At 48.0% G+C, this 24,880-nt stretch carries 25 protein-coding genes; 7 read left to right on the top strand and 18 right to left on the bottom strand.

Going from position 1 to position 24,880, the window contains the following annotated elements; translation table 11 throughout:
• Positions 1-31: 31 nt before the first annotated feature.
• Both FYJ53_RS04785 and FYJ53_RS04780 read right to left on the bottom strand, forming a co-directional pair.
• Positions 32-529, bottom strand: a complete 498-nt coding sequence (locus FYJ53_RS04785) for a MarR family winged helix-turn-helix transcriptional regulator (protein ID WP_013381731.1) — start codon at positions 527-529, stop codon at positions 32-34.
• A 253-nt stretch (positions 530-782) separates the two neighbouring features.
• Positions 783-1,484, bottom strand: a complete 702-nt coding sequence (locus tag FYJ53_RS04780) for a TetR/AcrR family transcriptional regulator (RefSeq protein WP_013381732.1) — start codon at positions 1,482-1,484, stop codon at positions 783-785.
• Between the two features lie 196 nt (positions 1,485-1,680).
• Here FYJ53_RS04780 and FYJ53_RS04775 point away from each other — a divergent pair, with 196 nt between their 5' ends.
• Together FYJ53_RS04775 and FYJ53_RS21095 are read left to right on the top strand one after the other, a co-directional pair.
• Positions 1,681-2,838: a uroporphyrinogen decarboxylase family protein gene (locus FYJ53_RS04775; protein WP_154557028.1), complete on the top strand. Its 1,158-nt coding sequence runs from the start codon at positions 1,681-1,683 to the stop codon at positions 2,836-2,838.
• Positions 2,839-2,850: 12 nt separating this feature from the next.
• The gene (locus tag FYJ53_RS21095; protein WP_167495274.1) at positions 2,851-2,997 is read left to right on the top strand and encodes a hypothetical protein; all 147 of its coding nucleotides are present in this window, start codon (positions 2,851-2,853) and stop codon (positions 2,995-2,997) included.
• Between the two features lie 78 nt (positions 2,998-3,075).
• On the opposite strand, the gene FYJ53_RS04770 is transcribed toward FYJ53_RS21095, so the two are convergent.
• From FYJ53_RS04770 to FYJ53_RS04745, 6 genes are all read right to left on the bottom strand, one after another.
• Positions 3,076-3,963, bottom strand: a complete 888-nt coding sequence (locus tag FYJ53_RS04770) for a fructose bisphosphate aldolase (RefSeq protein ID WP_154557027.1) — start codon at positions 3,961-3,963, stop codon at positions 3,076-3,078.
• 177 nt (positions 3,964-4,140) lie between these two features.
• Complete coding sequence (locus FYJ53_RS04765; protein ID WP_013381736.1) at positions 4,141-5,235, bottom strand: glycerol dehydrogenase; 1,095 nt, start codon at positions 5,233-5,235, stop codon at positions 4,141-4,143.
• Between the two features lie 188 nt (positions 5,236-5,423).
• Positions 5,424-7,331, bottom strand: a complete 1,908-nt coding sequence (locus tag FYJ53_RS04760; protein ID WP_154557026.1) for a bifunctional UDP-sugar hydrolase/5'-nucleotidase — start codon at positions 7,329-7,331, stop codon at positions 5,424-5,426.
• Positions 7,332-7,450: 119 nt separating this feature from the next.
• A complete protein-coding gene (locus tag FYJ53_RS04755) occupies positions 7,451-8,497 on the bottom strand; it encodes a BMP family protein (RefSeq protein ID WP_154557025.1) in 1,047 nt (348 codons plus the stop codon).
• On the bottom strand, positions 8,494-9,426 hold the full coding sequence (trxB, locus tag FYJ53_RS04750; RefSeq protein ID WP_013381739.1) for a thioredoxin-disulfide reductase: 933 nt from the start codon (positions 9,424-9,426) through the stop codon (positions 8,494-8,496). Before trxB ends, FYJ53_RS04755 begins: the two co-directional genes overlap by 4 nt.
• Positions 9,426-11,141: a Na/Pi cotransporter family protein gene (locus FYJ53_RS04745; protein WP_013381740.1), complete on the bottom strand. Its 1,716-nt coding sequence runs from the start codon at positions 11,139-11,141 to the stop codon at positions 9,426-9,428. Before FYJ53_RS04745 ends, trxB begins: the two co-directional genes overlap by 1 nt.
• A 187-nt stretch (positions 11,142-11,328) precedes the next feature.
• Between FYJ53_RS04745 and FYJ53_RS04740 the strand changes: the two genes are divergently transcribed.
• A complete protein-coding gene (locus FYJ53_RS04740) occupies positions 11,329-12,714 on the top strand; it encodes a glycine--tRNA ligase (protein WP_013381741.1) in 1,386 nt (461 codons plus the stop codon).
• A 40-nt stretch (positions 12,715-12,754) separates the two neighbouring features.
• Here the strand turns inward: FYJ53_RS04740 and FYJ53_RS04735 are convergent, their stop codons facing one another.
• Both FYJ53_RS04735 and FYJ53_RS04730 read right to left on the bottom strand, forming a co-directional pair.
• Positions 12,755-13,033 carry a TfoX/Sxy family DNA transformation protein gene (locus tag FYJ53_RS04735; RefSeq protein ID WP_013381742.1) on the bottom strand — a complete coding sequence of 93 codons (279 nt, stop codon included), beginning with the start codon at positions 13,031-13,033 and terminating at the stop codon, positions 12,755-12,757.
• Between the two features lie 40 nt (positions 13,034-13,073).
• Entirely contained in the window at positions 13,074-14,756 is a 1,683-nt protein-coding gene (locus tag FYJ53_RS04730; protein ID WP_154557024.1) for an FAD-dependent oxidoreductase, read from the bottom strand.
• 253 nt (positions 14,757-15,009) lie between these two features.
• Here FYJ53_RS04730 and FYJ53_RS04725 point away from each other — a divergent pair, with 253 nt between their 5' ends.
• The 4 genes from FYJ53_RS04725 (at position 15,010) to FYJ53_RS04710 (ending at position 19,582) form a co-directional block, all read left to right on the top strand.
• Positions 15,010-15,672, top strand: a complete 663-nt coding sequence (locus tag FYJ53_RS04725) for a response regulator transcription factor (RefSeq protein ID WP_090413338.1) — start codon at positions 15,010-15,012, stop codon at positions 15,670-15,672.
• Positions 15,673-15,675: 3 nt separating this feature from the next.
• Positions 15,676-16,692 (top strand): HAMP domain-containing sensor histidine kinase, encoded by a 1,017-nt coding sequence (locus FYJ53_RS04720; protein ID WP_154557023.1) that lies wholly within the window; start codon positions 15,676-15,678, stop codon positions 16,690-16,692.
• Between the two features lie 108 nt (positions 16,693-16,800).
• Entirely contained in the window at positions 16,801-17,577 is a 777-nt protein-coding gene (locus FYJ53_RS04715) for an ABC transporter ATP-binding protein (RefSeq protein ID WP_154557022.1), read from the top strand.
• Entirely contained in the window at positions 17,567-19,582 is a 2,016-nt protein-coding gene (locus FYJ53_RS04710; protein ID WP_195840231.1) for an FtsX-like permease family protein, read from the top strand. Before FYJ53_RS04715 ends, FYJ53_RS04710 begins: the two co-directional genes overlap by 11 nt.
• 44 nt (positions 19,583-19,626) lie before the next feature.
• Here the strand turns inward: FYJ53_RS04710 and FYJ53_RS04705 are convergent, their stop codons facing one another.
• From FYJ53_RS04705 to efp, 8 genes are all read right to left on the bottom strand, one after another.
• On the bottom strand, positions 19,627-20,520 hold the full coding sequence (locus FYJ53_RS04705; protein WP_013381748.1) for a polyprenyl synthetase family protein: 894 nt from the start codon (positions 20,518-20,520) through the stop codon (positions 19,627-19,629).
• Entirely contained in the window at positions 20,517-20,738 is a 222-nt protein-coding gene (gene xseB / locus FYJ53_RS04700; RefSeq protein WP_013381749.1) for an exodeoxyribonuclease VII small subunit, read from the bottom strand. The genes FYJ53_RS04705 and xseB overlap by 4 nt, the downstream gene beginning before the upstream one ends.
• Positions 20,720-21,940: an exodeoxyribonuclease VII large subunit gene (gene xseA / locus FYJ53_RS04695; RefSeq protein WP_013381750.1), complete on the bottom strand. Its 1,221-nt coding sequence runs from the start codon at positions 21,938-21,940 to the stop codon at positions 20,720-20,722. Before xseA ends, xseB begins: the two co-directional genes overlap by 19 nt.
• Before the next feature lie 12 nt (positions 21,941-21,952).
• Entirely contained in the window at positions 21,953-22,912 is a 960-nt protein-coding gene (locus tag FYJ53_RS04690) for a peptidase M22 (protein ID WP_154557020.1), read from the bottom strand.
• 6 nt (positions 22,913-22,918) lie between these two features.
• Positions 22,919-23,365, bottom strand: a complete 447-nt coding sequence (gene nusB / locus FYJ53_RS04685; protein ID WP_167495272.1) for a transcription antitermination factor NusB — start codon at positions 23,363-23,365, stop codon at positions 22,919-22,921.
• A gap of 76 nt (positions 23,366-23,441) precedes the next feature.
• Positions 23,442-23,786, bottom strand: a complete 345-nt coding sequence (locus FYJ53_RS04680) for an Asp23/Gls24 family envelope stress response protein (RefSeq protein ID WP_013381753.1) — start codon at positions 23,784-23,786, stop codon at positions 23,442-23,444.
• Between the two features lie 12 nt (positions 23,787-23,798).
• Positions 23,799-24,260 carry a CD1247 N-terminal domain-containing protein gene (locus FYJ53_RS04675; RefSeq protein ID WP_154557019.1) on the bottom strand — a complete coding sequence of 154 codons (462 nt, stop codon included), beginning with the start codon at positions 24,258-24,260 and terminating at the stop codon, positions 23,799-23,801.
• The gene (gene efp, locus FYJ53_RS04670) at positions 24,260-24,817 is read right to left on the bottom strand and encodes an elongation factor P (RefSeq protein WP_013381755.1); all 558 of its coding nucleotides are present in this window, start codon (positions 24,815-24,817) and stop codon (positions 24,260-24,262) included. Before efp ends, FYJ53_RS04675 begins: the two co-directional genes overlap by 1 nt.
• Positions 24,818-24,880 lie beyond the last annotated feature (63 nt).

The following is a 24,880-nucleotide window of genomic DNA, read 5'->3' as shown; positions in this document are numbered from 1 at the left end:
TTGCTTCCTTTCTTTAATGTCTTACTCCGTTTTAGTTGCTTTCGCGGTTCAGCCGCTCGATGGTCTCGGAAAACTCATCCATCAAAGCGATAAACTGCCTGGTTTTTTCTTCTCCCATTTCCTCAGTTGTGCGAGTCAGCAGGTTGAGCATGGGTCTTGGTGCTGTTTTCAGCATGACCCTTCCGGCCTCGGTCAAATTGACATAAACAACACGGCGGTCTTTCTTGGTGGTGATACGCTCCACGTATCCAGCGTTCTCGAGGACGTTAATCATCTGAGAAACACCGGGCATCGAGCTGTTTGTCGCCTTGCTCAGCGTTGAGATACGCACCCCGGGTAGTGGTGCTGTTCCATTTTTCAAATGCTCATTTTCCTGCTCCTTACAGTGATTGGCAATACGCATCAGCATAAAAAATTCACTTTGGCGCAGGCCGTCAATGCGCTGCTTGCTCATGGTGTGAAACAGATTCTTTTTTACCTTGTTTAAACTGGCCAGAAACGTTTCCCCAAGGCTTTTCTCATGATCCATGATAAACTCCTTCCCTTTTGGGAACCAGACCTTCCGAAGCCAACGGAATCGCGGTCTCCATTTTTCTTTTGCTATCTTAATTATTACCCAACATAATAGTTAAGTAACTTAAATATTATTATAGACCTTTTTTGAAAGACTTCAAGAGAAAAGTAAAATCCGCAAACGATTTTCATGATCTTTTTGTTCAAAACAGGCTTTTTAAGCGGCTTTAAAAACCTGTAGCCTTTCTTAAAATAAAAAAAGACCAGATTCAGGAATCTGATCCCATATTTTGTACCACAAGATACTGGTCGGTATCTAACAGCTGCGGATAACGCTCGAAAAGCTGATCGACCATCCGATTTGACCGCTCAATCATGTCCTGAATCTCCGCCTCGGTAAAATTCAGGTTGAGAGCAAAATTAAAACTGCGCACAACATAATCAAAGCATTCTGCGTAGGTCAGATCAAAGCCCTGATTAATTTTCCATTGCAGCGAACGCTGTATGCCGAAAATTGTCCCCAGAGCAAGCTTATAATTTTTTTCAAAGCTATAACCATTGGCCGGCATCTCACGGACAAGAGCTTCAAAAATTTCAGCCTGATTGCCTTCGTAAATGGATTCCTCCAGTAAGTCCTCCTTCATCACACCTGTAATAAAAGAAGCCATTCGCGGGTCGTGCTCACGGATGCGCATGGTCATATTTTGGAAATTGATAATAAAAAACAGGGGTTCCTCCTTCGGATCGACAAAATATTTCAGGTATGAGGCCTGCACCTGATAATCCTCCTTAAGGACCTGAATACCTATGTTTCGCTTACTGCCAAAATGATAGGTAATGAGCGCCTGGCTGACACCTGCCTCCTTTGCGATCTGGCGGCTTCCGACCTCATACCCTTTTTCAAAGAATAAACGCTTTGCTGTTTCATAAATAATCTGCTTCGCCTTTTTTTTATCCAATTTCTCTTTCACGTTTTTTCTCCCATCGCTGTCTTTTGTACTATTTAACCACAAAAAAAAAGATATTTCAAGCAATCCTTAAGAAAAACTATTCGCGAACAGTTTTTTCCTGTTCGCGAATAGTTTTTACTTGACTTTGAATTTGAAACCTGTTATTCTTAAGTCAACGTTAAAACCTGTTCGCGATCAGTTATTACTGGGAGGTAGTATGAATACATCTTTAAATGAAAAAACCCACGCGGTAAATAAAGTTTTTGAGGCTGTTTTTGATGGAAAAATGCCCTCGCGCGTTCCAATTCTCACAAACATTGATAATGCTTTCTGTCTTGAGTATGCCGGCTATAGCCTCAAAAAAGAACAGTACAGTATCGAAAAAACCCTGGAAGCCATTGACGTCACCACCCGCGATTTTGACGGGGACACGGTTCTCGGCATTACCATCCGTCTTCCACAGCTTTATAAAATTCTAGGCGCAAAAAACTTTAAAATGGGCGCCGATGGATTTTTACAGCATCCGGAGGTCCGCGGTATGGAGGTTGAGGATTACGACGCCTTTATTGCCGATCCGGTAAAAACACTCTGGCAAACCATTCTTCCAAGAATTTATGAAGAACTCAACCGCCCCGGATTTGAGGGGCAGAAGGTTCTGGCCAAGGCCTTCTTTACCTTTGCGAGCAGTATGGCCGCACTGGGTGAGGGCTATCAGAAAATTGCCGAAAAATATGGACGGAGCACCTATACCATGGCCTCAGCCGCTTCAGCCGAGCCGCTGGATACGCTTTCCGACCAGCTGCGCTCTTTCTCAGGCATCAGCAAGGATATCCGCCGCTGTCCGGACAAAGTCATTGCCGCCTGTGAGGCATTACTGCCGGTCTGCCTGAAGGCTGGTATAAATCCTGCTTCAAGCCGCTATAACCGAACCTTTATCCCGCTCCACATGGCGCCGTACATGCGCGAAAAGGACTTCCTGAAATTCTACTGGCCAACCTTTAAAGCTTATGTCGAAGGGCTGAACGCCGCGGGAGCCGGCGCCAATCTTTTTGTGGAAGAAGACTGGTCCCGCTACCTGGACTATTTAAATGAGCTGCCTGAAAATACTTTAATGGTTTTTGAATATGGCGACCCTAAGGAAATAAAAGCAAAGGTAGGCAGCCGGCATATCGTCAGCGGCCTTTACCCCATCGGTCTCTTAAAATCGGGCACTGAGCAGGCATGTATCGACAAGGCAAAAGAATTAATCGACATCTTCGCCCCGGACGGCGGATACATTTTTGGCTTTGACAAAGCCATTCTCCGCCTCAATGACATTAATCCAGCGAACTTAAAAGCAGTATTCAATTTCGTACATGAATACGGAATCTATTAACAGGAGGCACCAATGACTGTAAAATCCGAATATTACACTGATTTTGAAGAAACCATGAATAAATATGATATTCCCGAGGAAGCCGCTCCTTTTGCGGCCGAAAGCCTGCAATCGGTCGAGGAACTTCTCTTTGGGTTTATGATCTACCTGATCTCCTGAGTGATGAGCAGTAAACAATATCTGAAATAAAAAAAGACCGTATCTGAATCGTACAGATACGGTCTTTTGCGTTGAATGCTATTTAATTGAGGCATCATAGATGCTCTTGATCGACTCTGCCAGCATGGCGTTAAATTCCGCGTCGCTCTGGCTCGCGTTCAGCCCTTCGGACAGCGCTCTGGAAAAGCTGGCGATAAGGCCCGGATTCTGTGCCAGCAGGGCGTTTGATTCCTCACGGGTATAGCCGCCGGACAGCGCGACCACGCGCACCACATGCTTATCGGCGATAATGTCGCTGTAGAATCCGTTTTCAGATGGAAGGCTGAGCTTAAACATCAGGCGGACATTGTCGTCCAGGGTATTCAGGCGGTCTAAAATTTCCGTTTTCAGTATTTTTTCGCATTCTGCTTTATCAGCGCTTTTGATATTGACTTCCGGTTCCAGTATTGGCACAAAGCCGGCTGCCGCAATTTGCAGGCCCACTTCAAACTGCTGGTCAACAATCTGTTTAATGCCAGCCGCATTGGCAGATTGGATGACTGAGCGCATTTTTGTACCAAAGATATGGCGGTCTGCCGCCCGCTTGAGCAAGCCGTCCAGATCCGGGATCGGCTTCATGAGCTGAACGCCGTCCTTTTCCTCGGCCAAACCCTTATCGACCTTTAAAATCGGCAGTATTCCCTTTTTCTCCCAGAGGTAATCGGCTGTGTAAACATCGTCAATGGTACGGTCCATGGTCTTTTCAAAAAGAATCGCCCCCAGAATATATTCTGATGTAAAGGCTGGGCTTTTGATGATCCGCACCCGCATGGCGTGAACCAAATCAAACATCTCATCATCGCCCTGATAGCTGTCCTCAGCGATGCCGTACAATCTCAGTGCCTTTGGCGTGCTGCCGCCGCTCTGGTCCAGGGCTGCAATAAAGCCTTTGCCATTCGCCATTCTTTCCAGTTGCTCTTTCTTCATTGTATAACCTCCTGATCGGATCGTTTTGCCGGTCCTGTTTAAGTTTAAGATCGGGAGCGATGCGCTCCCACTCTCTTTAGTGTATACCTTTTCTCATTAAATATCAAGTGTTGTTTTTAATCCCTATGGGTCAAAAAAGCTCCAGCATTACACTGGAGCTTTTTGTCATTCCTGTTTTTATCCCAAGTATTCCTTACCGAGGCTGTCCGCGACCATAATCGCCGCGTAAACAGAATCAGCGGTTACTTCAAATGGCATATTGTGAATGGATTCGTCCGGGACAGTAGAAGCTTCAGCCACTGCACGGATCTTTTCTTCTGTGACTTCTTCAACGCCAAGTTCCTTGAGCGTTACCGGCAGTCCTACTGACAGGCAGAATTCCAATACTTCCTCGATTTCTTCTACTGGCGCGTCTTCCAGAACAAGCTGAACCAGTGTGCCAAAGGCTACTTTTTCGCCATGATACATATGGTGGCATTCCGGCAATACGGTAAAGCCGTTGTGGATCGCGTGGGCGCCTGCCAGGCCGCCGCTTTCAAACCCGATACCGCTGAGCAGTGTGTTGGCTTCGATAATTTTTTCAAGCGACTTGGTACAGCAGTTATTATCAGCTGCCAGCTTGGCCATAAAGCCCTCTTCAATCAGCGTGTCATAGCAAAGCTCTGCCAGATTCTGTGCCGCCATTGTCGTGGTGCCAGCCGCGCAGGTAGAGGCGTTGCTGGCTTCGCAGGCGCGCGCTTCAAAATAGGTCGCCAGTGCGTCGCCCATTCCGGCAACAACCAGACGCGACGGTGATTTCGCGATAATGTCGGTATCAACCAGAACAAGATTTGGGTTTTGTTTTAAGAACAAATAGCTTTCAAACACGCCGTCTTCGGTGTAAATAACCGACAGGGCGCTGCACGGCGCATCGGTGGAGGCAATGGTCGGGACAATCACAACCGGCAGGTCGTGATAATAGCCTACGGCCTTGATGGTATCAAAGGTCTTTCCGCCCCCTACACCAATCACAACATCAATCCCTTTTTCCTTACAGACCGCGCCGATCCGGTCGATTTCTTTCTTACAGCATTCCCGGTTAAAAGCTTCATAATCAACGGATACGCCGCTTCCCTCAAAGCTTTTGTCGAGCACAGCCTGATTTCGTTTCAGGCCGCTGTCTGTAATCAGGCAGAGTGCCTTTTTCCCCAATGCAGAAACATACTCTCCTAAACGGTACAATTCACCGGACCCCTGAACATATTTGCTTGGTGAAATTAAAATCTGAGCCATAATTACCTCCTCATGTTTGTAAAATTAGAGAACGAGCTGTCTTATTAGCACCAGCCATTCTTTACTTAATATTATAAAAGATTTTTCTTAATACTTCCATGCTGTTTCTCTCAATAACCTTTTTTTACTATTTATCCTCTAATTTTTACAGGTAAATAAAAGTACAACCTGTAAAAAAGGTCATTGTTCTATTTTTCCTTCTGCTGACGGTAGTCACTCTCATGTTTAAACACCGCCGCTCCCAGTATCAGCACAGCCAGGGCTGCCGCGGCAAAAATAGCCGCTCCAGCCTTGTTGTCAAAGACTCCGGTTGGGGCATTCTCACCTGTTCCGGTTATATTCTGGGTACCTGACGTTTGTTTTGGGTCCTCCTCAGAGGGATCCGTCATGGGATTCTGATTCTCAACCGCTTCATTTCCGGGCTGTGTTCCGGTATCCCCGCTGCCCCCCACGGCTTTCAGATTTTTTTCACTCATCAAGGCTGCCCACTCCTCCTTGCCCGAATGGTTTGTGATATAGCGCATCACCGCCTCCTCAGAAGCACCGTATTGGTTAAGCTCTGGCTTGACCGCCAGCTCAGGGTATTTGGAGGCGTTTGAAGCCACAAACTGGTTGGTCACCACGGTATAGGTACTGTCAAGATCAAGGGGAGCGCCGCCGATATCTACGGATACCAGCCGGTTGTCCAAAGACCTGGCTGGGTCATAGGCCACCTTCATACCGCCAATCTGCAGATAGGAACCGCCGCCGTTTGCAGGCCATTCGTGTTTTCCTTCCTGATAAGCCTTTAGGTTATTCGCCCCCATTTCAAGAGACTTTTCCAGAATGCTTTTCAGATCGGCCCCGGTAATTTTTTTGGTCACCAGATAATTGCCAAAGGGGGAAACGCCAATAACGCTGCCCTTAGTAATATCCCCTGCTGCAATGGACGCTCGAATCCCTCCGCAGTTCTCAAAGGCAATATCAGCTCCCGTCGTCTCCAGATAAGCTGAGGTAATCACCCTCCCCAGGTTTGTTTCTTCAGTATAGGTTTTAATCGCGCTGCCCTCCAGCGGTACGTCGGTTTTCCCAACAACCTGGTTTAAAACAGGCTTCTGCCGCGCTTCAATGTCTTCAATGATTTTTGAGACTTCCCAGTTTGATTCATACGCCTCAGCATCCGCCGGCGAAATAACGCGGCCGACTGTGTTGACGATTTTCCTGCTATCAGGCTCGTAAAAAATTTTCACAATACCGGCATTGCTGAAATAGGCGCCAGTCTGGGCAATCAATGTGTTTCCCACCACTTCGTCATACTGCGCATGCGTATGTCCGTCAATGATGACATTGATTTCCGGCACTGCCTTCGCAATGTCCCGGCTGCTCAGCATGCCTTCCTTTTCAGTCATTCCAATATGGGTAAGTGCGATAATAACATCACATTTTTCATCGTTTTTCAGTTTACTAACGGTCTTTTTCGCCGCTTCCACAGCATCGTCAAATCGGACATCCTTTACATTTTCCGGCGCGGTTGAGCTGTAAATATCCGGGCTGATCAGTCCGAAAACACCAACCTTTACCGAGACTTCCTCACCACGCGTTACGGTTTTTGTCATGTAAGGCTGAAAATAATTCTGACCATCGGAGGCATTAACGACATTGGCGTTAAGCAGCTTAAAATTCTTTTGCGCCTTATCGGCCCTGCCCTCTGAATCCTCCGTTTTAACAGCTGGTTCTTCCGTTCCCAGCGCCTTCAACGCTGCTGCGCCGTAATTAAAATCATGATTCCCAGGACATACCGCATCATATCCAACTGCACGGAGCAGCTCCGCAGTGCTTTTCCCCTGTTCAATCGTCGCAAAAGGCAAGCCGTGGAATGCATCCCCCGCATCCAGTATCAAATCTGCATTCTCCTTATCGGCAATGGCCTTGACCTTTTCAAAGCCAACCGTACTGGCGCTGTTTTTATATTGTCCATGCGTATCGTTGGTGTGCACAATGGTCAGCGCAATGGTTCCATCTGGCGGATTATCGTTACCATCCTGGGCAAAGGCGGGGTTCACGCCGGCCAGAAACAGTAGGGCCGCCAAAGTAATGGCTAATATTTTTTTATACATTATAATCTCCTCATCATTCGGGTGCTTTATTCTAATCTATCAAGGTATTATATCATGTTTTCCCATTAAAATAAATTTAAAAAAGATGATACGGCGTTCTGCCGCATCATCTTTCCGTATTATTCTTCTTCGGTATGGGCATTGAAGGCGTCCAGCTCAGCCTGGGTTTCAGGTACCCTGACGCTTCCGTCGGAAATCGCCTTCTGCCATGTATCATATATGGACTGAAGCTCCGGTGTAATATTGCCGCCGGCGCTGCCAAGGGTAATGCCCCCGTTTCCCACACCATACTCGTAAATGCCGCCCTTAAAACTGCCGTCCATCTGCATTTTTACAGCGTCGTAAGCTGCGTTGTCAACATTTTTGACCATTGAGCACAGGATCGTCGGCGCAAACTGCGGATAGACAACCGCCTGGTCCTGATCAACGCCGATAAACCAGTAACCGCCAGACGCGGCGTTCTCTATGACGCCGATATTCGAGCCGCCCGCAAAGCCGAAAATAACGCTGGCTCCCTGATTGTGCTGTTCTCCGGCCACCTGCCCCGCCTTTTCGGCATCATTAAAGCTGCCGATATTGCTGCTCACCACAACATTTTCCGGAGAAACGGCTTTAATGCCGGCGCGGTAGCCTATCTCCGCGCTCTTTACCACAGGAATATCCATACCACCGATGAACCCCTGAACCCCTGAAGTGTCATTGGCCGATGCCGCCAGAACGCCCATCAGAAAAGCACCCTGGGCATTGTCAAAATTCATCGAAACAAAATTTGCCGGCAAATCAGCTCCCGCGTTTTTTGGGGTGGTTCCGTCAATCAACGCAAAATGGATATCTGGATTTTGAGCCGCCGCTGCCAGCAGCTGATCACTGTGGCCTGTCACACTAATGATCATCGCCGGTTTTGCCTGAATCGCAGCCTTAAGATTCTCATTGTATTGATCATCCGTCTCACTCTGAAGAATTTTCAGGTCGTACTTCAGCTCACGGGCGCCCTTTCGCAGGCCGTTGATGATACTGCTGTTAAAAGAACCATCCTCAACACCTCCGACACCGGCTGCGAACATGATAACGGGTTCCTCATAAGCCTTTTCACCGCCTTTTGTCTGACATCCACCAAAGCTGAGGGCAGTCAGCAGAACGAGGATAACCGCTGCCAGCCGTTTCATGATTCTGCCACTTCCGAGTAATCCTCAATGTATTTGATGGCGCTGACAGCCGCAATCGCTCCGTCTCCCGCCGCTGTCACCACCTGCCGCAGAGATTTACGGCGCACATCGCCAGCCGCAAAGACGCCTGGAATGTTGGTGCACATATCTTCATCGGTGATCAGGTAGTCGCGTGCATCCTTTTCTAAAGTGCCAACAAAGTACTGAGTGTGCGGGATCTGGCCGACATAGACAAATACCCCCTGTACCGGGATCTCTGTCAGAGCGCCGTCCTTAACATTTTTAACCACAATGCTCTGAACCAGGCCATCGCCTTTAATCTCCTCAACCACGCTGTCCCATACAAAGCGGATTTTTTCATTTTCCATGGCGCGCTCCTGAAGAACCTTAGCGGCACGCAGCTTGTCTCTGCGGTGGATAACCGTTACTTTAGACGCAAATTTGGTCAGATAAATGGCTTCCTCAATGGCGGTGTCGCCGCCGCCGACAACCGCAATTTCAAGGTTCCTGAAAAAATTGGCGTCGCAGGTAGCGCAGTAGGAGACGCCCAGTCCACGAAACTCAAGCTCTCCCGGGCAGCCAAGCAGTTTTGGCTGGGCGCCCGTTGCTACGATAATCGCCTTTGTCTGATATACCGTACTGCTTGTGGTTACCTCAAAGGTCTGTCCGGTTTTTTCAAAATATTTAAACTCTTCCGTTTGAAATTCAACGCCAAAATCCACACACTGTTCCCTCATTCTCTCAGTAAGAGAAGGGCCAGTGGTATCTGCCGGCGCTCCGGGATAATTTTCGACCTCCCAGCTGGTAGCGATCTGACCGCCAAAGCCGCCCTTTTCAAGAATGAGTGTGCGCATCTGCCCTCTGGCGGCATATAAACCCGCCGCCAGCCCGGCAGGGCCACTCCCGATAATGATAATATCATAATGCATTAGTAAATTACCTCCTCAATTTTGTTGACGCCGCGCTGCTCCTTAAGCTCCAATATGTCATTGGCAATATTGGACGCATGGTCGCCGACACGCTCAATGTTCGCCAGCAGATCAAGATATACAACACCCGCGTAGGCGTTACACTGTCCTTTATTCAGGCGGCGGATATGTTCATTTTTGAGCTTATCGGTCAGCGCGTCAATCTGGTCTTCTTCGTTTAAGACACGTTCGCAGAGGCTTCTGTCCTCTGTCTCAATCATCTGGCTCACATCGTTCAATGTTCTGTTTGTAAACTCAATGAGATTTTCCAGATCGGTTGTCGCAACATCACTCAGGGCGATTTTTTCACGATTTTTCATTTCAGCCAGCTCACTGATATTTTCAGCATGATCTCCGATACGTTCCAGGTCATGGCTTCCCTTCAGATAAAAGGCCAGACGGTCATTTTCCTGTTCCGATACATTCATATTTGAAAGCCTGACCGTAAAGTCCATAATACCATGCTCAAATTCGTCAATGCGTTCTTCACGCTCAATAATCTTTTCAATCAGTTTTTCATCACCTGTCATGACTGCGTCACAGGCAGTTTTAAAGTTTTTCTTTGCCATTTTGCTCAGGCGGATGACCTCCTTGCCAACCTGGCCAAGGGCAACCGACGGGTTATTGAGAAGACGTTCGTCCAGCTGCAGCCCCTTTTCCTCTTCGGCTGTGGGAAACATTTTTTCCAGCAGCGTTACAAACCGGTCAATAATCGGCAGCAGCACAATGGTATTGGCCACATTAAAGAAGGTATGTGACATGGCGATCTGGCGCGCGACATTGGGCAGTACCTGACCCGTCTCTGTGATCGTCGTTCCTGAAATATTGACAATCAACTCATAAATCGGATTGACAACCGCAACTGCATCAATAATACCCAGTACTATCATTACCCATACCGCTCCGAAAATATTCACAAAAAGGTGGATGAAGGCCGCGTTTCTGGCCGCGGTGGATGTTCCGATGCTGGATAAGAGCGCGGTGACACAGGTCCCGATGTTTGTACCGATCATAATCGGAATACAGATCTGGATCGCGTCTGTTCCGCCGACGCCAGCGAAAACGCCGGAAATAGCCAGAGCCTGAAGCAGACCGAGTGTCGCGCCGGAGCTCTGCATAATGCCCGTGATGATTGTGCCCAGCAGCAGACCGAAAATCGGGTTTTTGCCATAGGTCGTTAGCAGATGTATAAACTCCGGGCTGTCATTTAATGGCTCCATGGTTGAAGACATCAGATTGACGCCGAAAAACAAAATCCCAAAGCCCAGCAGAATACTCCCCAGATCCCGCGCGCTTTTCTTTTTGGCAAAAAGAGCCATAAAGGTACCCACACCGATAAAAAAGGGTGCGACCGCTGTGACGTTGAAGGCAATGAGCTGTGCCATTACGGTGGTCCCAATATTGGCTCCCAGAATAATCCCAGCCGCCTGGGTAAGCGTCATCAGTGATGCATTAACAAAACCAACCACCATAACCGTCGTGGTGCTGGAGCTCTGAACCATAATGGTGACAATGATCCCACACAGCACAGCTTTAAAGCGATTGTTTGTCAAAATCTCCAAAAGATGCTTCATCTTATTACCGGCAACAATCTTTAAGCCCTCACTCATCAGATGCATCCCATAGATAAACATCCCCAGGCCCCCAAAAAGACCAATAAACATCGATAATGTCATACTTTCCTCCACATAAGCATAATCTCGTTTTCTGTACTTTTTCTTAAACACACTTATAGGTATTTTAACACTAATCGCTCTGTTTTTTAACAACAAATTTACTTTTTTATAAATTATTTTTAGGCACTGTTTTTTGATAGAAACTGTGGTAAAATAGTAGGATAAACGAAATTTGTAGGAGGATACTATGTCTGCATTCACGATGAATGAAATTGTCAGCCTGGCAAAAATGAGAGGAATCGTTTTTCCAGGATCTGAAATTTATGATGGTCTCGCCAACAGCTGGGACTACGGCCCGATCGGGGTCGAAATGAAGAATAATGTAAAAAGAGCCTGGTGGAAGAAATTCGTCCAGGAATCACCTTATAATGTCGGCCTTGACGCTGCGATTCTGATGAATCCGAAAACCTGGGTTGCTTCCGGCCATGTCGGCGGCTTTAATGATCCGCTCATGGACTGCAAGTCCTGTAAAACACGTTTTCGCGCCGATAAGCTGATCGAAGACTATTTTCACGCAAAGGGTGAGGAAGCGGTTGTTGACGGCTGGTCCAATGAAAAAATGATGGATTTTATCCGCGAAAACCACATCAAGTGCCCCGAATGCGGCGCTGAAGACTTCACCGATATCCGCCAGTTTAACCTGATGTTTAAAACCTTCCAGGGTGTCACAGAGGACAGCTCATCCGAAATTTATCTGAGACCTGAAACCGCCCAGGGGATTTTCGTCAATTTTAAAAACGTACAGCGCACGACCCGTAAAAAAATTCCTTTTGGTATTGGACAGATTGGTAAATCCTTCCGTAACGAAATCACGCCGGGTAACTTTATTTTCAGAACACGTGAATTTGAACAGATGGAGCTTGAATTTTTCTGCGAGCCCGGTACTGATCTCGAATGGTTTACCTACTGGAAGGACTTCTGCCGCAACTGGCTGTTCTCCCTTGGCATGAAAGAGGAAAATGTCCGTTTCAGAGATCACGAAAAAGAGGAACTGTCCCACTACTCCAATGCCACTACCGATGTTGAGTTCCTGTTTCCCTTTGGCTGGGGTGAGCTCTGGGGCATCGCGGACCGTACCGACTTTGACCTCACACAGCATCAGAATGTTTCGGGCAAGGATATGCAGTACCAGGATCCGGTAACCAACGAAAAATACCTTCCCTATGTCATTGAACCATCTCTTGGGGCTGACCGTATGTTTTTGGCATTCCTGTGTAACGCCATGGAAAAGGAAACTCTTGAAAACGGCGAAGAACGAAATGTAATGAAGATACACCCCGCACTTTCTGCCTATAAAGCCGCTGTTCTCCCGCTGTCTAAAAAGCTCAGCGAAAAAGCAACGGAAGTATATGCCCAGCTCGCTAAGCACTTCATGGTCGATTATGATGAAGCTGGCAGCATTGGCAAGCGTTACCGCCGTCAGGATGAAATTGGCACACCAATTTGTATAACGGTAGATTTCGATACGCAGGAAGACAATGCCGTCACCCTGCGTGACCGTGATACCATGGAACAGGTCCGCCTGCCCATTGATGAAGTGGTCGGCTATATTGAAAAGAAAATGGACTTCTAGAACAAAAAAGAAGATACGGCAAAACGCCGTATCTTCTTTTTTAAAGCTCGTAAGTCATGTAAAACTCTTCCATGTCCTCTCTGGTCGATTCGTCCAGAGCATATTTTTTAACGTTCCGTATTGCACCCTCGAGGGCGGCCAGCTTGTTAAGATTCAGATTCTGGACACCGCCTCGTTTAAGCCGGAGAAAGGCCTCTTTGCTGCCAACCTTGCGCAGTTCGTCCGGGGTGTTGATCCCAACCTTTTTCAGGTCCTTTTCAAACCCAAGACCTATGTTTAACATGTCGTGCAATTCTTTAATCTGATCCAGTTCGTTCATTTTTGTTCCTCCATTTATATCATCGATTATTCAAATTTCATTATGCGTTCGGCTGATAGGTGCCATCGCAATAGGTGGCGTATCCGCCTGATAAAAGATAAAGGTTATTATATCCGCATCCCCGCAAAAGGCGGACCGCCGTATAGGCCCTCTGGCCGGTACCGCTGCAGATATAAAGCGGCAGCCCTCTCTCCTGAGGCAGCTCATCCAGCCGCTCGCGAAGACAGTCTAACTCAATATTAACCGCACCGCTGATATGACCTTTATCAAATTCTTCCGGTGGCATGACATCAAGCAGAAATCCGCCATCTGTTACAACCCCCTCTATCTCATCCCAGGGAATGGTTTTATAAACCCCTTCACTAATATTCCCCGCAATGGTGCCGAGAATATTAACAGGGTCCTTGACCGTAGAATAAGGTGGTGCGTAACAGAGCTCCAGACAGGCAAGATTCCTTATAGTAGCCCCCAGGCGCATAGCCGTTGAGATTACATCGATCCGTTTGTCTACCCCTTCATTCCCCACTGCCTGTGCACCAAGAATTTTAAGGGTTTTGGGATCATAGATAAGCTTCAGATCAATAAGCGAAGCTCCGGGATAATTGTCTGCGTGGCACAGCCGGTGTGCGTGTACCTCCTGATAGGAAATACCCATTTTTTTAAGACGGGCAACATTATTTCCAGTCGTCGCAGCTGTTTTACCGAATATTTTGAGGATAGAAGTTCTCTGGAGACCGTTGTTAACAGTCGGTAAACCCGCCAGATGATCTGCGAGCACACGCCCCTGCCTTGTGGCCGGTCCCGCAAGCCCTGCCGCATCCGGCTGCTTGTCAACAAAATTTTGTACCTGAACCACGTCTCCAATGGCATATATACCGTCCACCGGTGTCAGCAGATCCGCATCCAGCGCAGCGTAGGTCTGGGTTGTAACAACATACCCCGCTTCGCTTACCCGCAGTCCTGCCCTTTGTGCCAGCCCACTTTCTGGCTTCACGCCTATTGTCAGGATCGACAGATCACAGTCCAGCGTACGTCCCGACTCTAAAACCAGCGTTTTTCCTTTATTCTCAAAACGGCTGACACCGTCATCCAGGACAAGGCCTACGCCATGCACATTGAGCTCACGATGAAGAATCTGGGCCATTTCAAAATCAAAGGCTCCCACAACCTGCCGCTTTTTTTCGACAATGGTAACCGTCAGCCCCAGCCTCTGCAGATTTTCAGCCATCGCAAGGCCGCCAAAACCACCACCGACCACGACAGCATGCTTTGGAGTAAGGGTCATGAGCGCTTTTTTAAGAACATCAGCATCCTGAACGTCTTTTAGTGTAAAGGCATTTTCAGCTTCATCCATTCCCGGCAAATCCGGCACAGTAGGTCTGGACCCTGGCGAGAGAACCAGCTTGTCATAGCTTTCTTCGTAGGTTTCGCCCGTCTCTTTTTCTCTGACCGTAATGCTTTTGTCGTCGCGGTTGATGGACAGCACCTCACTGCCGCAGCGGATATCCAGACGATAGCGCTTTGCCAGTCCAGAAACCGTTTGAAGCAGCTTCCGGCGTTCCTCTATGACGCCTCCAATATAATACGGAAGACCACAGCCGGCGCAGCCGGTATGCTCACCGCGTTCAAACAAAATGATCTCATCTTCCTCGTTCAAACGCCTCAGCCTTGCCGCAGCCGACGCACCGCCGGTTACACCACCGACGATCAGTATTTTCTTCATTTAACTTCCTCCTCAGAAGTGCGCTCCCATGTCGAGATTTTGACATGGTTATTGAACTTATGACACTTTTATACCCAACTTTACTGCAAATAAAAACAAGTTGCTATTTTTTCATAATATGCCCATTATACGTTTAAAAGAAACATCTGTCAATGTGAGCAGTCGCTTTTCCAAAGTAATTTAAAAAAGTTAATGAAAACCCTTTGGTGTTCATGTTAATATAAAAGTATCAATGATTATAAGGAGGCTCTCCATGAGAATAATGATCATCGAAGATGATCCCAAAATCCGTCAGGAGCTCAGTGAATTTCTGAACCGCTACGGCTATGATCCCGTTTTCCCAGACAGCTTTAAACACATTACCACATCCATTCTGGCCAATCCGCCGGACCTCATTCTTCTGGATATTAACCTGCCGGTTTATGACGGGTATTATATCTGCCGGGAAATCCGAAAACAATCGGATGTTCCCATTATTATTGTCACCAGCCGGGACAGTGAATTTGACGAACTGATGAGCATGAACCTTGGCGCAGATGATTATATTACGAAACCCTACAATACTCAGATCCTTCTGGCGCGGATCGCTTCTGTGCTCAAACGGGCCAATCCCTCTTCCGGTTCCACTACCATGTCTCATAACGGACTGACCCTTGACTTATCCCGAAGCGTAATTCAGTCCGCCAGAGGGGAGACCGAACTGACCAAAAATGAAGTTGGTATTCTCCGCCTTCTGCTGTCCCATAAAAACGAAATCGTCTCCCGCGAGGCCATCATGAATGCCCTCTGGCAGTCCGATGCATTTGTGGACGACAATACCCTCACCGTCAATATCAACCGCCTGCGCCGCAAAATCAGCGAAATCGGCCTGAAGGATTACCTCGTCACCAAACGTGGCCAGGGCTATATGGTGTAACGCATGCGGTTTCTGGATTACGTAAAAGATAAGCTTCTGTTCTTGTCGGTTTCAACAGTTCTGCTGGTTTTTATGGGCTTTAGCCTGGAGCTCCTGCACGTCGATAAAGGCTCCCGCCTTTACCTCCTGCTCGTGCTTTTCTTTGCTTTGTCTCTTGTCTTCTGGATTGAGTTTTTTATGAAAGCCCACTTTTATAATGACGTCTGTAAAAAACTCAGCCGGCTTGACAAAAAATATCTTCTATCTGAGCTCATCAACCGGCCCTCGCTCAATGAATGCCGCATTCTGTACGAGGTGCTGAAAGCCGCCAGCAAGAGCATGAACGATGAAATTGCCGTCTACCGGCGCAGCTCCAATGAATACCGGGAGTACATTGAAACCTGGGTTCACGAGGTCAAGACCCCCATTGCTTCAGCCGAGCTTATCATCGAAAATCATCAGACACCTGTAACACTCTCACTCGGTGAAGAAATCGACCAGATTGAGCGCTATGTGAATCAGGCTCTTTTTTATTCGCGCAGCAGCGGCGTCGAAAAGGACTATGTTATCAAAAAAACGTGTCTTCAGAACCTGGTAAACCCTGTCATACGAAAAACCGCTAAAACTTTCATCCGTCAAAAAATCAAACTTTCCACCAATGGGCTGGAACATGAAGTATTTACCGATCCCAAATGGACGGATTTTATCCTTGGCCAACTGTTGGACAATTCGCTGAAATACCTGGACTACAGCTCGTCCACCCCGGCCGAGATCACTGTTTCCGGCGCCTGTAACGGCGCTGAGATTCTTCTCTCCATTGCTGACAACGGGATCGGCATCCCGCCGGAGGACATTGACCGGATCTTTGATAAGGGCTTTACAGGCAGCAACGGCCGCCGGGGCAGCGCCAAGGCCACGGGCATTGGCCTCTATCTCTGCAAAAAGCTCTGCCAGAAACTGGGACTTGGCCTGAGTGTCGAATCCGTGTCCGGACGCGGAACAACCGCCACCATTCATTTCCCTGTCCTGGAGCAAATGTGACAAAAATGTAAGCTTTCCGTAAGCAACTTCGATGGTTTGTCAGGCGGCACAGCGGTATACTATGACCATAAAAGATAATACAACCAAAGTGCTTTAAGGAGGTTCCTTATGGAAAAAACAACACCGATACTGTCTGTACAGCATATCGAAAAATATTATGGAAATAACGGAAATATCACAAAAGCTGTTGACGACATCAGCTTTAATGTAAACAAGGGCGAATACATTGGTATCATGGGCGCCTCAGGAAGCGGAAAAACCACACTGCTGAACTGCGTGTCTACCATCGACTCCGTGACCGCAGGCCATATTCTGATCCAGGACCGGGACATCACCGAGCTGCGCTCGCGTCAGCTTTCACAGTTTCGGCGGGAACAGCTTGGCTTTATTTTCCAGGATTTCAATCTTTTAGACACCCTGACCGCCTACGAAAATATTGCCCTTGCGCTGACAATTCTCAAGGTACCGGCAGCGACCATCGACAAGCGGGTGCGCAGTGTGTCCAAGCGCCTGCAGATTACCGATATTCTGGAAAAGTACCCCTATCAGATCTCCGGCGGCCAGAAGCAGCGTGTTGCCAGCGCAAGAGCTATCATCACCAAGCCTGCGCTCATTTTGGCCGATGAGCCCACCGGGGCGCTGGATTCCAAATCTGCCCGGATGCTGCTCGAGGCCTTTGACACCCTCAACGAACAGCTTCACGCTACAATCCTTATGGTTACCCATGATGCCTTCACTGCCAGCTACTGCAAACGCATCCTCTTTATAAAGGACGGCAAAATCTTTAACGAACTGATTCGGGGCGATGACAGCCGCAAGGTTTTCTTTAAACGCATTATTGATGTTGTCAGCCTTTTGGGAGGAGGGAACAGCGATGTACTCTAAGCTTGCCTTCCGCGATGTACGGCGCAGCGTCCGGGATTATACCATCTATTTTCTGACTCTGACCTTTGGCGTCTGTGTCTTTTATGTCTTTAACTCCATCGAGTCCCAGCAGGCCATGATGAGCATCAGCTCAAGCGATGAGCAGGCTCTCCAGAGCCTGACAATGATCATGGGCTATGTCTCGGTGTTCATCTCGATTATTCTCGGATTTCTGATCCTCTACGCCAATAAATTCCTGATCAAACGGCGTAAAAAAGAGCTTGGCATATACATGACCCTAGGCATGGACAAAAGTAAAATGTCCTGGATTTTAATGCTTGAGACCCTTCTGATCGGCATTGTCTCACTGACAGTCGGGCTGATTCTGGGATTCTTCCTTTCCGAAGTTCTGGCCGTCGTAACGGCCAAAATGTTTGAAGCGGCCTTTACGGAGTTTAAATTTGTCTTTTCACCCGCTGCCTGCGGAAAGACCATTCTTTATTTCAGTCTGATTTTTATCATGGTCATGCTGTTTAATACACTGTCCATTTCAAAATACAAGCTCATCGACCTGCTGAGCGCAGATAAGAAAAATGAAACCTTTAAAATAAAAAAGCTCTGGCATTCTGTCGTTATTTTTACCGCCGCTGTCATTTTTATCAGTGTCGCCTACTACCTGATCATTGACAATGGCCTTATGGACATAGGCCCCCAGTTTGCAGCCGCCCTGGCCTGTGGCTCTGTGGGGACACTGCTGTTCTTCATGTCCTTATCTGGTTTCCTGCTCCGCCTTGTCCAGTCCAATAAAAAGCTGTACCTTAAAGGGCTTAATATGTTCGTTCTCCGCCAGCTCAATAGCAAGATCAATACCACCTTTATTTCAATGACGGTTATCTGCATCATGCTGCTGTTCACCATCGGCACCCTGTCAAGCGGAATCAGCCTGGCCGATGTGCTTACAAGCTCAGCCGAGAAGACCACTCCCTTTGACGCGACCATTACCAGCGGCCCGGAAAACCCTTACCTGGATGACCAGCCGATTTATGCGGATATCGCCGCCGAACTGGCTGCTCAGGGGGTCGACTTGAACCGTTTTGCCGGAGAAACAAGCCAGATCACCTACCATCTCAGCGATGTGCCAAACGCGGTTTTATTTGAGTATTCTACAGAGGGCGTAAAAAACATGCTGACCGGTGAAGCCTTCGAGCGTTTCAAAAAAAACCCAATGCAGGTTGTTTCTCTTTCTGATTTTAACGCCCAAATGAGAGCGCTCGGAAAAGACACCATTACACTAAGCGAGGGACAATTCCGTATCTTTTATGATATGCCCCAGATCACCCCATCTGTGGATACCTTCCTCGAAAACAACGGAAAGGTTACCTTAAACGGAGCCACGCTTGAAAGCGCAGGACCGGCCATTAACTGTACCATTGGCACAAACTTTTCATTCAGCAACAGCGGTACACTCATTGTGTCCGATGCCCTGGCACAAAATCTCCCTTTTGACAGCGCGCAACTCAATATCAATTACAAAGCGCCTGCAGAGGCTTCAAGCGAAATTTTAAACCAGTATGCCGGCCTTCTGACACCACAAAACGGCTTCTTAACTATCACCCGGGAAGAAATGTATGCGCAGGGTACCGCCATGAAAATCACCACCTCCTATGTAGGGATTTACGTGGGTATTATCTTCCTCATTGCCAGCGCTGCCATACTGGCGCTCCAGCAGCTCTCCGAGGCGTCGGACAACACTGAACGCTACGCCTTGCTCCGTAAGATCGGCGCAGAGGACAAAATGATCCGCCACGCTCTTTTTGTTCAGATTGCCATCTATTTCCTGATGCCCCTGGCGCTCGCTGTCATTCACTCCATTGTAGGGCTCAAAGTCGCCAATGATTTTATTGCTTTCTTTGGTCATGTGAATGTCGCGGGAAACACGGGTGTCACCGCGCTGATTCTTGTACTCATTTACGGCGGCTACTTCCTCGCTACCTATTTTGGCAGCAAAAATATGATCAAGGCATAACCAAAAAGAGATGATACGGCATAACGCCGCATCATCTCTTTTTCTTAGTTTTCTCTCTGGCAAATATATTTTGCCATATCCTCTAAAAACGAAGTGTCATGGTCAATGGTTGCCAATGCGTCCAGCGCACCGTTTTCCAGCTCTCGGATTTTTTCCTGTGAGGAAGCCATCCCGTAAAGGGAAACAAAGGTTGATTTGTGGTTCTTTTCATCGCTGCCGACCGGCTTACCCAGAGTTTTTTCATCTCCGGTTACATCCAAAATATCATCGACAATCTGGAAAGCCAGGCCAATTTTTTCGCTGTAGGTCTCCAGGGCGTCGCGTTCCTCACCTGTCACCTTTGCCACGAACCCGCCGCACAGCACTGCTGCTTTCAGCAGAGCACCTGTCTTATGAGCGTGAATGTAATACATTTTTTCCTCATTGATTGCCTCGTTCTCACTGAGAATGTCGCCTGTCTGGCCTCCGATCATACCATTTACGCCAGACGAATGTGCCAGGTAGCTGAGCGCCCGGGTATAATGGAAAGTCTTTGACGGATCTACCGGGATGCCGGCAATGGCTGTTTCCATCGCATAGTTCAAAAGCGCGTCTCCTGCCAGAATAGCCATATTTTCACCGTATACCTTATGGTTAGTCGGCTTCCCGCGGCGCAGATCATCGTTATCCATGGCTGGCAGGTCGTCATGTATCAACGAGTAGGTATGAATCATCTCAATGGCACAGGCCAGCGGTTTGACATCTGCAGAATCGCCCCCCAGACAGCGGCAGGTTTCTTTCATCAAAATCGGTCTCAAACGCTTCCCGCCCGCAAAAAGACTGTACTTCATGGCACTGACAATAATATCCGGCGTATCAAACTTCCGGTCGAAGCACGCCAGCAGCTCATGATCTGTTTCCTTTACTTTTTCCAATAGGGTTTCTTTAAATGGTTTCATTCCTCTGTTTCTCCTTCATAAGGCATTTCCTGATTATCGGCTGTCAAGATCGTGACCTTTTCTTCAACGCCGTCCAAATCACTGCCGCACTCCTTTACCAGCTTCATGCCCTCTTCAAAAAGGGCCAGTGACTTCTCAAGATCCAGATCATTCTGCTCTAAAGCCTCTGCAATGGTCTCGAGCCGGGTAATTTTTGTTTTTAATTTTTTGGTTGCCATTCAGCCCCCTCCTTTATCACAGAAACGATGACCTCGCCATCGTGGAATTTTAATTTCATGGTTCCCGCGGCCTCAGCCTCAGCAGCTGAGCGTACAAGACCGCCGGATTTATCCTCAGCCAGAACATAACCACGTTTCAGCACTCCCAGCGGATTCAGAGCATCCAGCCTCCTGGATACTGACTCCACCCTGCTGCGCTGCCGCTCAATTTCAAACCGCATGCCTCTCAGCATACGGTCCTGGAGCGCGTCCAGGTATAAGCGCATATCCGCCACCTGATTTTCCGGCCCGCTTCTCAAAAGCCGGGCAGCAGCCTGTGTCAGTGCCATACGGTTTTTTTCAATATGGCGGTTCATCGCTTTGAGCAGGCGGGATTTCAGCTGGGTTAACGTCCCTGCCCATTCTAACAGGTTCTCAGCTACCAGTTCACCGGCTACAGACGGTGTTGGCGCACGCATGTCCGCCACAAAATCCGCAATGGTAAAATCCGTTTCGTGCCCTACTGCTGAAATAACGGGGAGCTGCGAGGCATGGATCGCTTCGCCCACAATTTCCTCATTAAAGGCCCACAGGTCTTCCATGGACCCGCCGCCGCGTCCGATAATAATCACATCTGCGTTGCCAAGACGGTTAAAGGTTTCGATCCCTCTCGCAATCTCTTCTGCCGCGCCGTCTCCCTGCACAAGGGCCCCGTAGATGACAATATGAATCTGAGGGTTTCTCCGCCGGATGACTGAGATCATATCGCGGATCGCCGCCCCAGTAGGCGAGGTAACAATCCCCACTCTGCGGATATACTCTGGCAGGGGCTTTTTCTGCTCTGTATCCAGCCACCCTAATGCCTGATATTTTTCCTTCAGCTGCTCAAAGGCCTTGTAAAGCGCGCCAACTCCCTGGGGCTCCATAGAGCGCACGTAAATCTGGTACTGGCCGTTGCGTTCAAAAACCGAAATGCCACCCTTGATTGTGATCTTCATCCCTTCCTCTGGCCGGAATTTCAGATTCTGCACATGATTGCGGAACATAACGCAGGCAATACGGCTTTGACTGTCTTTTAAAGAAAAATATACATGGCCTGAGGAATGAAACTTCAGATTGGAAATTTCTCCCTCTACCATAAGGTTTTTCAACACGCTGTTTCCATCCAGCATGGTTTTAATAAAATGATTGACTTCTGTAACGCTAAGCGCCCGGGTAATCATAGGAACCCCCTTTTATGTCATGGTTTCAATCCCCAGCAACGCGTTTCCGGTGGCATTGTCGGTCGCGTAGCAGGGTTTCGTAAAGTGCAGGCGCAGATGCCTGCGGCTCAGCTCTTTCTCGATAAGTCCCCGGATGATCTGATTTGACATAACACCGCCTGAAAACAGAACATCCCGTACACCATAAGTGGCAGCCGCCAGCGCTATGGCCTTCGATAATGTCTTGGCGATACAGCGGTGGAGCCCATAGGCTACCTCCTCCGGCGCTGTCCCCGAGTCCAGAAGTGCTGCCGCTTTGTTTTCCTGCCCCGAAAAGTGAAAGTTCATTTTATCAACGTTTGACGATATCACACAGCTGCGCTCTACTGCTTGCAGCGCCAGCTGCTCCAGCGCCTTGCCGGCAGGAAAAGCGTAACCCAGGCGTACACCCACTCGGTCGATGAGCTGTCCGGCATTCAGGTCCAGGGTCGCCCCCGCTATTTTACAATCATACCCGCTTTTCCTTGAGTTTACCAACAGTATCTCAGAGGTGCCTCCAGAAAAATGCGTTGCCAAAAGTGGAAAATGGAGTTCTTCCGGTTTCATTCCGCTGCCGTAAATGGCGCTGCGGATATGATTCTCCTGATGGCTCACCGCAAAGGCAGGAATCCCAAACAGACTGCCAATGGTTTTTCCCCATCCAATGCCTGCGCGAAAAACCGGCATGTACGAATCCTCCAGAGGACGCGGCCGGTCCGAGTAACACACCACCTGCAACCGCTCCCGCATTTTCAAATTTTCAGGAATGCTCTCAAAAAGCACCGGCAGGTTTTTAACATGCTGATACAGGGCTTCTGACTGGCGCAGCCCGCGTTCGCCGGGCTTCACCTGAAGCAGAAACCCTTTTTCATAAACCACTTCGCCATCAGCATCAGCGACGGCAATGGAGGTTGTGTAATTACTGGTGTCAATTCCCAGAGATAGACCATCCATGTTCCATCAATCCTTTGAAAGCTCGTCTGCGTGCTCGACCGCCACTCTATTGAGAATACCATTGATATAGGTTTTGCTTTCTTCTGAGGCGTATTTTTTGGCCAGCTCTACTGCCTCGTTAATCGCTACCTCTTTTGGCACCTTGGTGTATAAAAGCTCGGTAACGCCCAGACGCAGGATGGCCTTTTCCATTTTCGGCACACGGCTGAAATCCCAGGTTTCCTTTAAATGGCTGGCGATCAACGCATCAATAGCCCCTTGATTTTCAAGAGCAGCATCGATGACCTTCTTCGCATAGCCGCCTGTCATACCTGACACTTCATCTTCAGGGTCACCCTGTCCCGCCAGCTCAAAAAAATTTTTGAGGCTGGTATCCAGCTCTGCATCCTCCGCGTGAAAATCAATCTGGAAAATCCCGCGCAGAGCCAGTTCTCTCTCTTCTTTTCGATTCATTTTTCGACTCATAGTTACCTCTATCTCACAGTATAAAAGGCCGCAAGAATACTCTCACAGCCTTTTGAATGCTTTTTTAATATTTTCCGCTGCCTTCCACGTGAACATTAACCTGCGCCACCTGATTGCCGGTCATAATCTCAACAGATTCTTTGACCTTAATCTGGGTTTTTCTGGCAATCTGGGGAATGTCAATTCCCAGCTCTGTAATCACATGCACGTCGATATGATAGCCATCTTCCTGGCGCACAACCTTTACGCCCTTAGAAACAGCAGAAGGATAAATCATATCCAATATTTCATCAGACATACGCATAAACATTTTGTCGATGCCGTCCACCCCCAGCGCAGCCAGATTCGCAATCGAACAGACCATTTCGTTAGAGATTTCCTGAGGGTTTAATTTTTGGTTTTCATCCATTTTATACACCACCTATTCGTGATGATGTCCGCACTGACACCCTTCGCCATGGGTTAATTCTTCAACGACTTTTTCTTCCAGATGAAACTGTTCGCCACATTCAGGGCAAAACACTTCATCATCGTCAAAGGCTTCGAAATCGGTAATATAGACTGTTCCGCATTTTGGACATACAACTTCATAATAATCGTCGTCATCGTCAAAATCTACATCATCAAAATTATCGTATTCCTCGTCCCAGTCTTCATCCAGAATGAATTCCTCAAGCTCGGTCAGGTCGTCATCAATCATTTCCGCGTAATCTTCCAGCTCATCCTGAGCCTCTGCCAGACCCTCCAGCGCATCGGTCATATCGCCCAATACGTCGATAATCCGGTCAAGCACCTTACCTTCCTTTGTCGTAAGGTCTAACTCAAGGCCTTCTACCAGGCCTTCAATAAAGGCTACCTTTTCACGGATATATTTCATATGCATTATACACGTTCCATGTATTCACCCGTTCTGGTGTCTACACGAATCGTATCTCCTTCTTCTACAAATAAAGGAACGGTAATAACCGCACCCGTTTCCAAAGTTGCCGGTTTATTGGCGCCAGTAGCGGTATCGCCCTTGAAGCCCGGTTCGGTTTTGGTAATGAGCAGTTCAACAAAGTTTGGAGCCGCTACTGAGAAAGCTTCTCCTTTGAAGAAACGGATGGTTGCGTTGTCGTTTTCTTTTAAGAACTTCAGCGCATCTTCAACCTGATCGTAGTTCAGCGGAATCTGTTCATAGGTTTCAAGATCCATAAAATAGTACAGATCGCCATCTGCGTACAGATACTGCATTTCTTTTGTGTCAATATGGGCTTTCGGGAATTTTTCAGTTGGGCTGAATGTTTTTTCTACAACTGCTCCAGTCAGAACATTTCTGATTTTAGTACGAACGAAAGCGGCACCCTTTCCTGGTTTTACATGCTGGAATTCCACAATCATGAAAACACTTCCGTCCATTTCAAAGGTCACGCCTTTTTTAAATTCACCTGCTGATATCATCTATAAAATACCTCCAAATATTAAATCCTGTTTCTTAGTCATATAGCTTCTTTTATTCTATCA

This window comes from Eubacterium sp. BL-380-WT-2B, from assembly GCF_009696115.1.
Lineage (GTDB): Bacteria > Bacillota > Clostridia > Eubacteriales > Eubacteriaceae > Eubacterium > Eubacterium callanderi.
The sequence above is the reverse complement of the archived record's forward strand: the minus strand, read 5'-3'. Positions and strand labels throughout refer to the sequence as shown.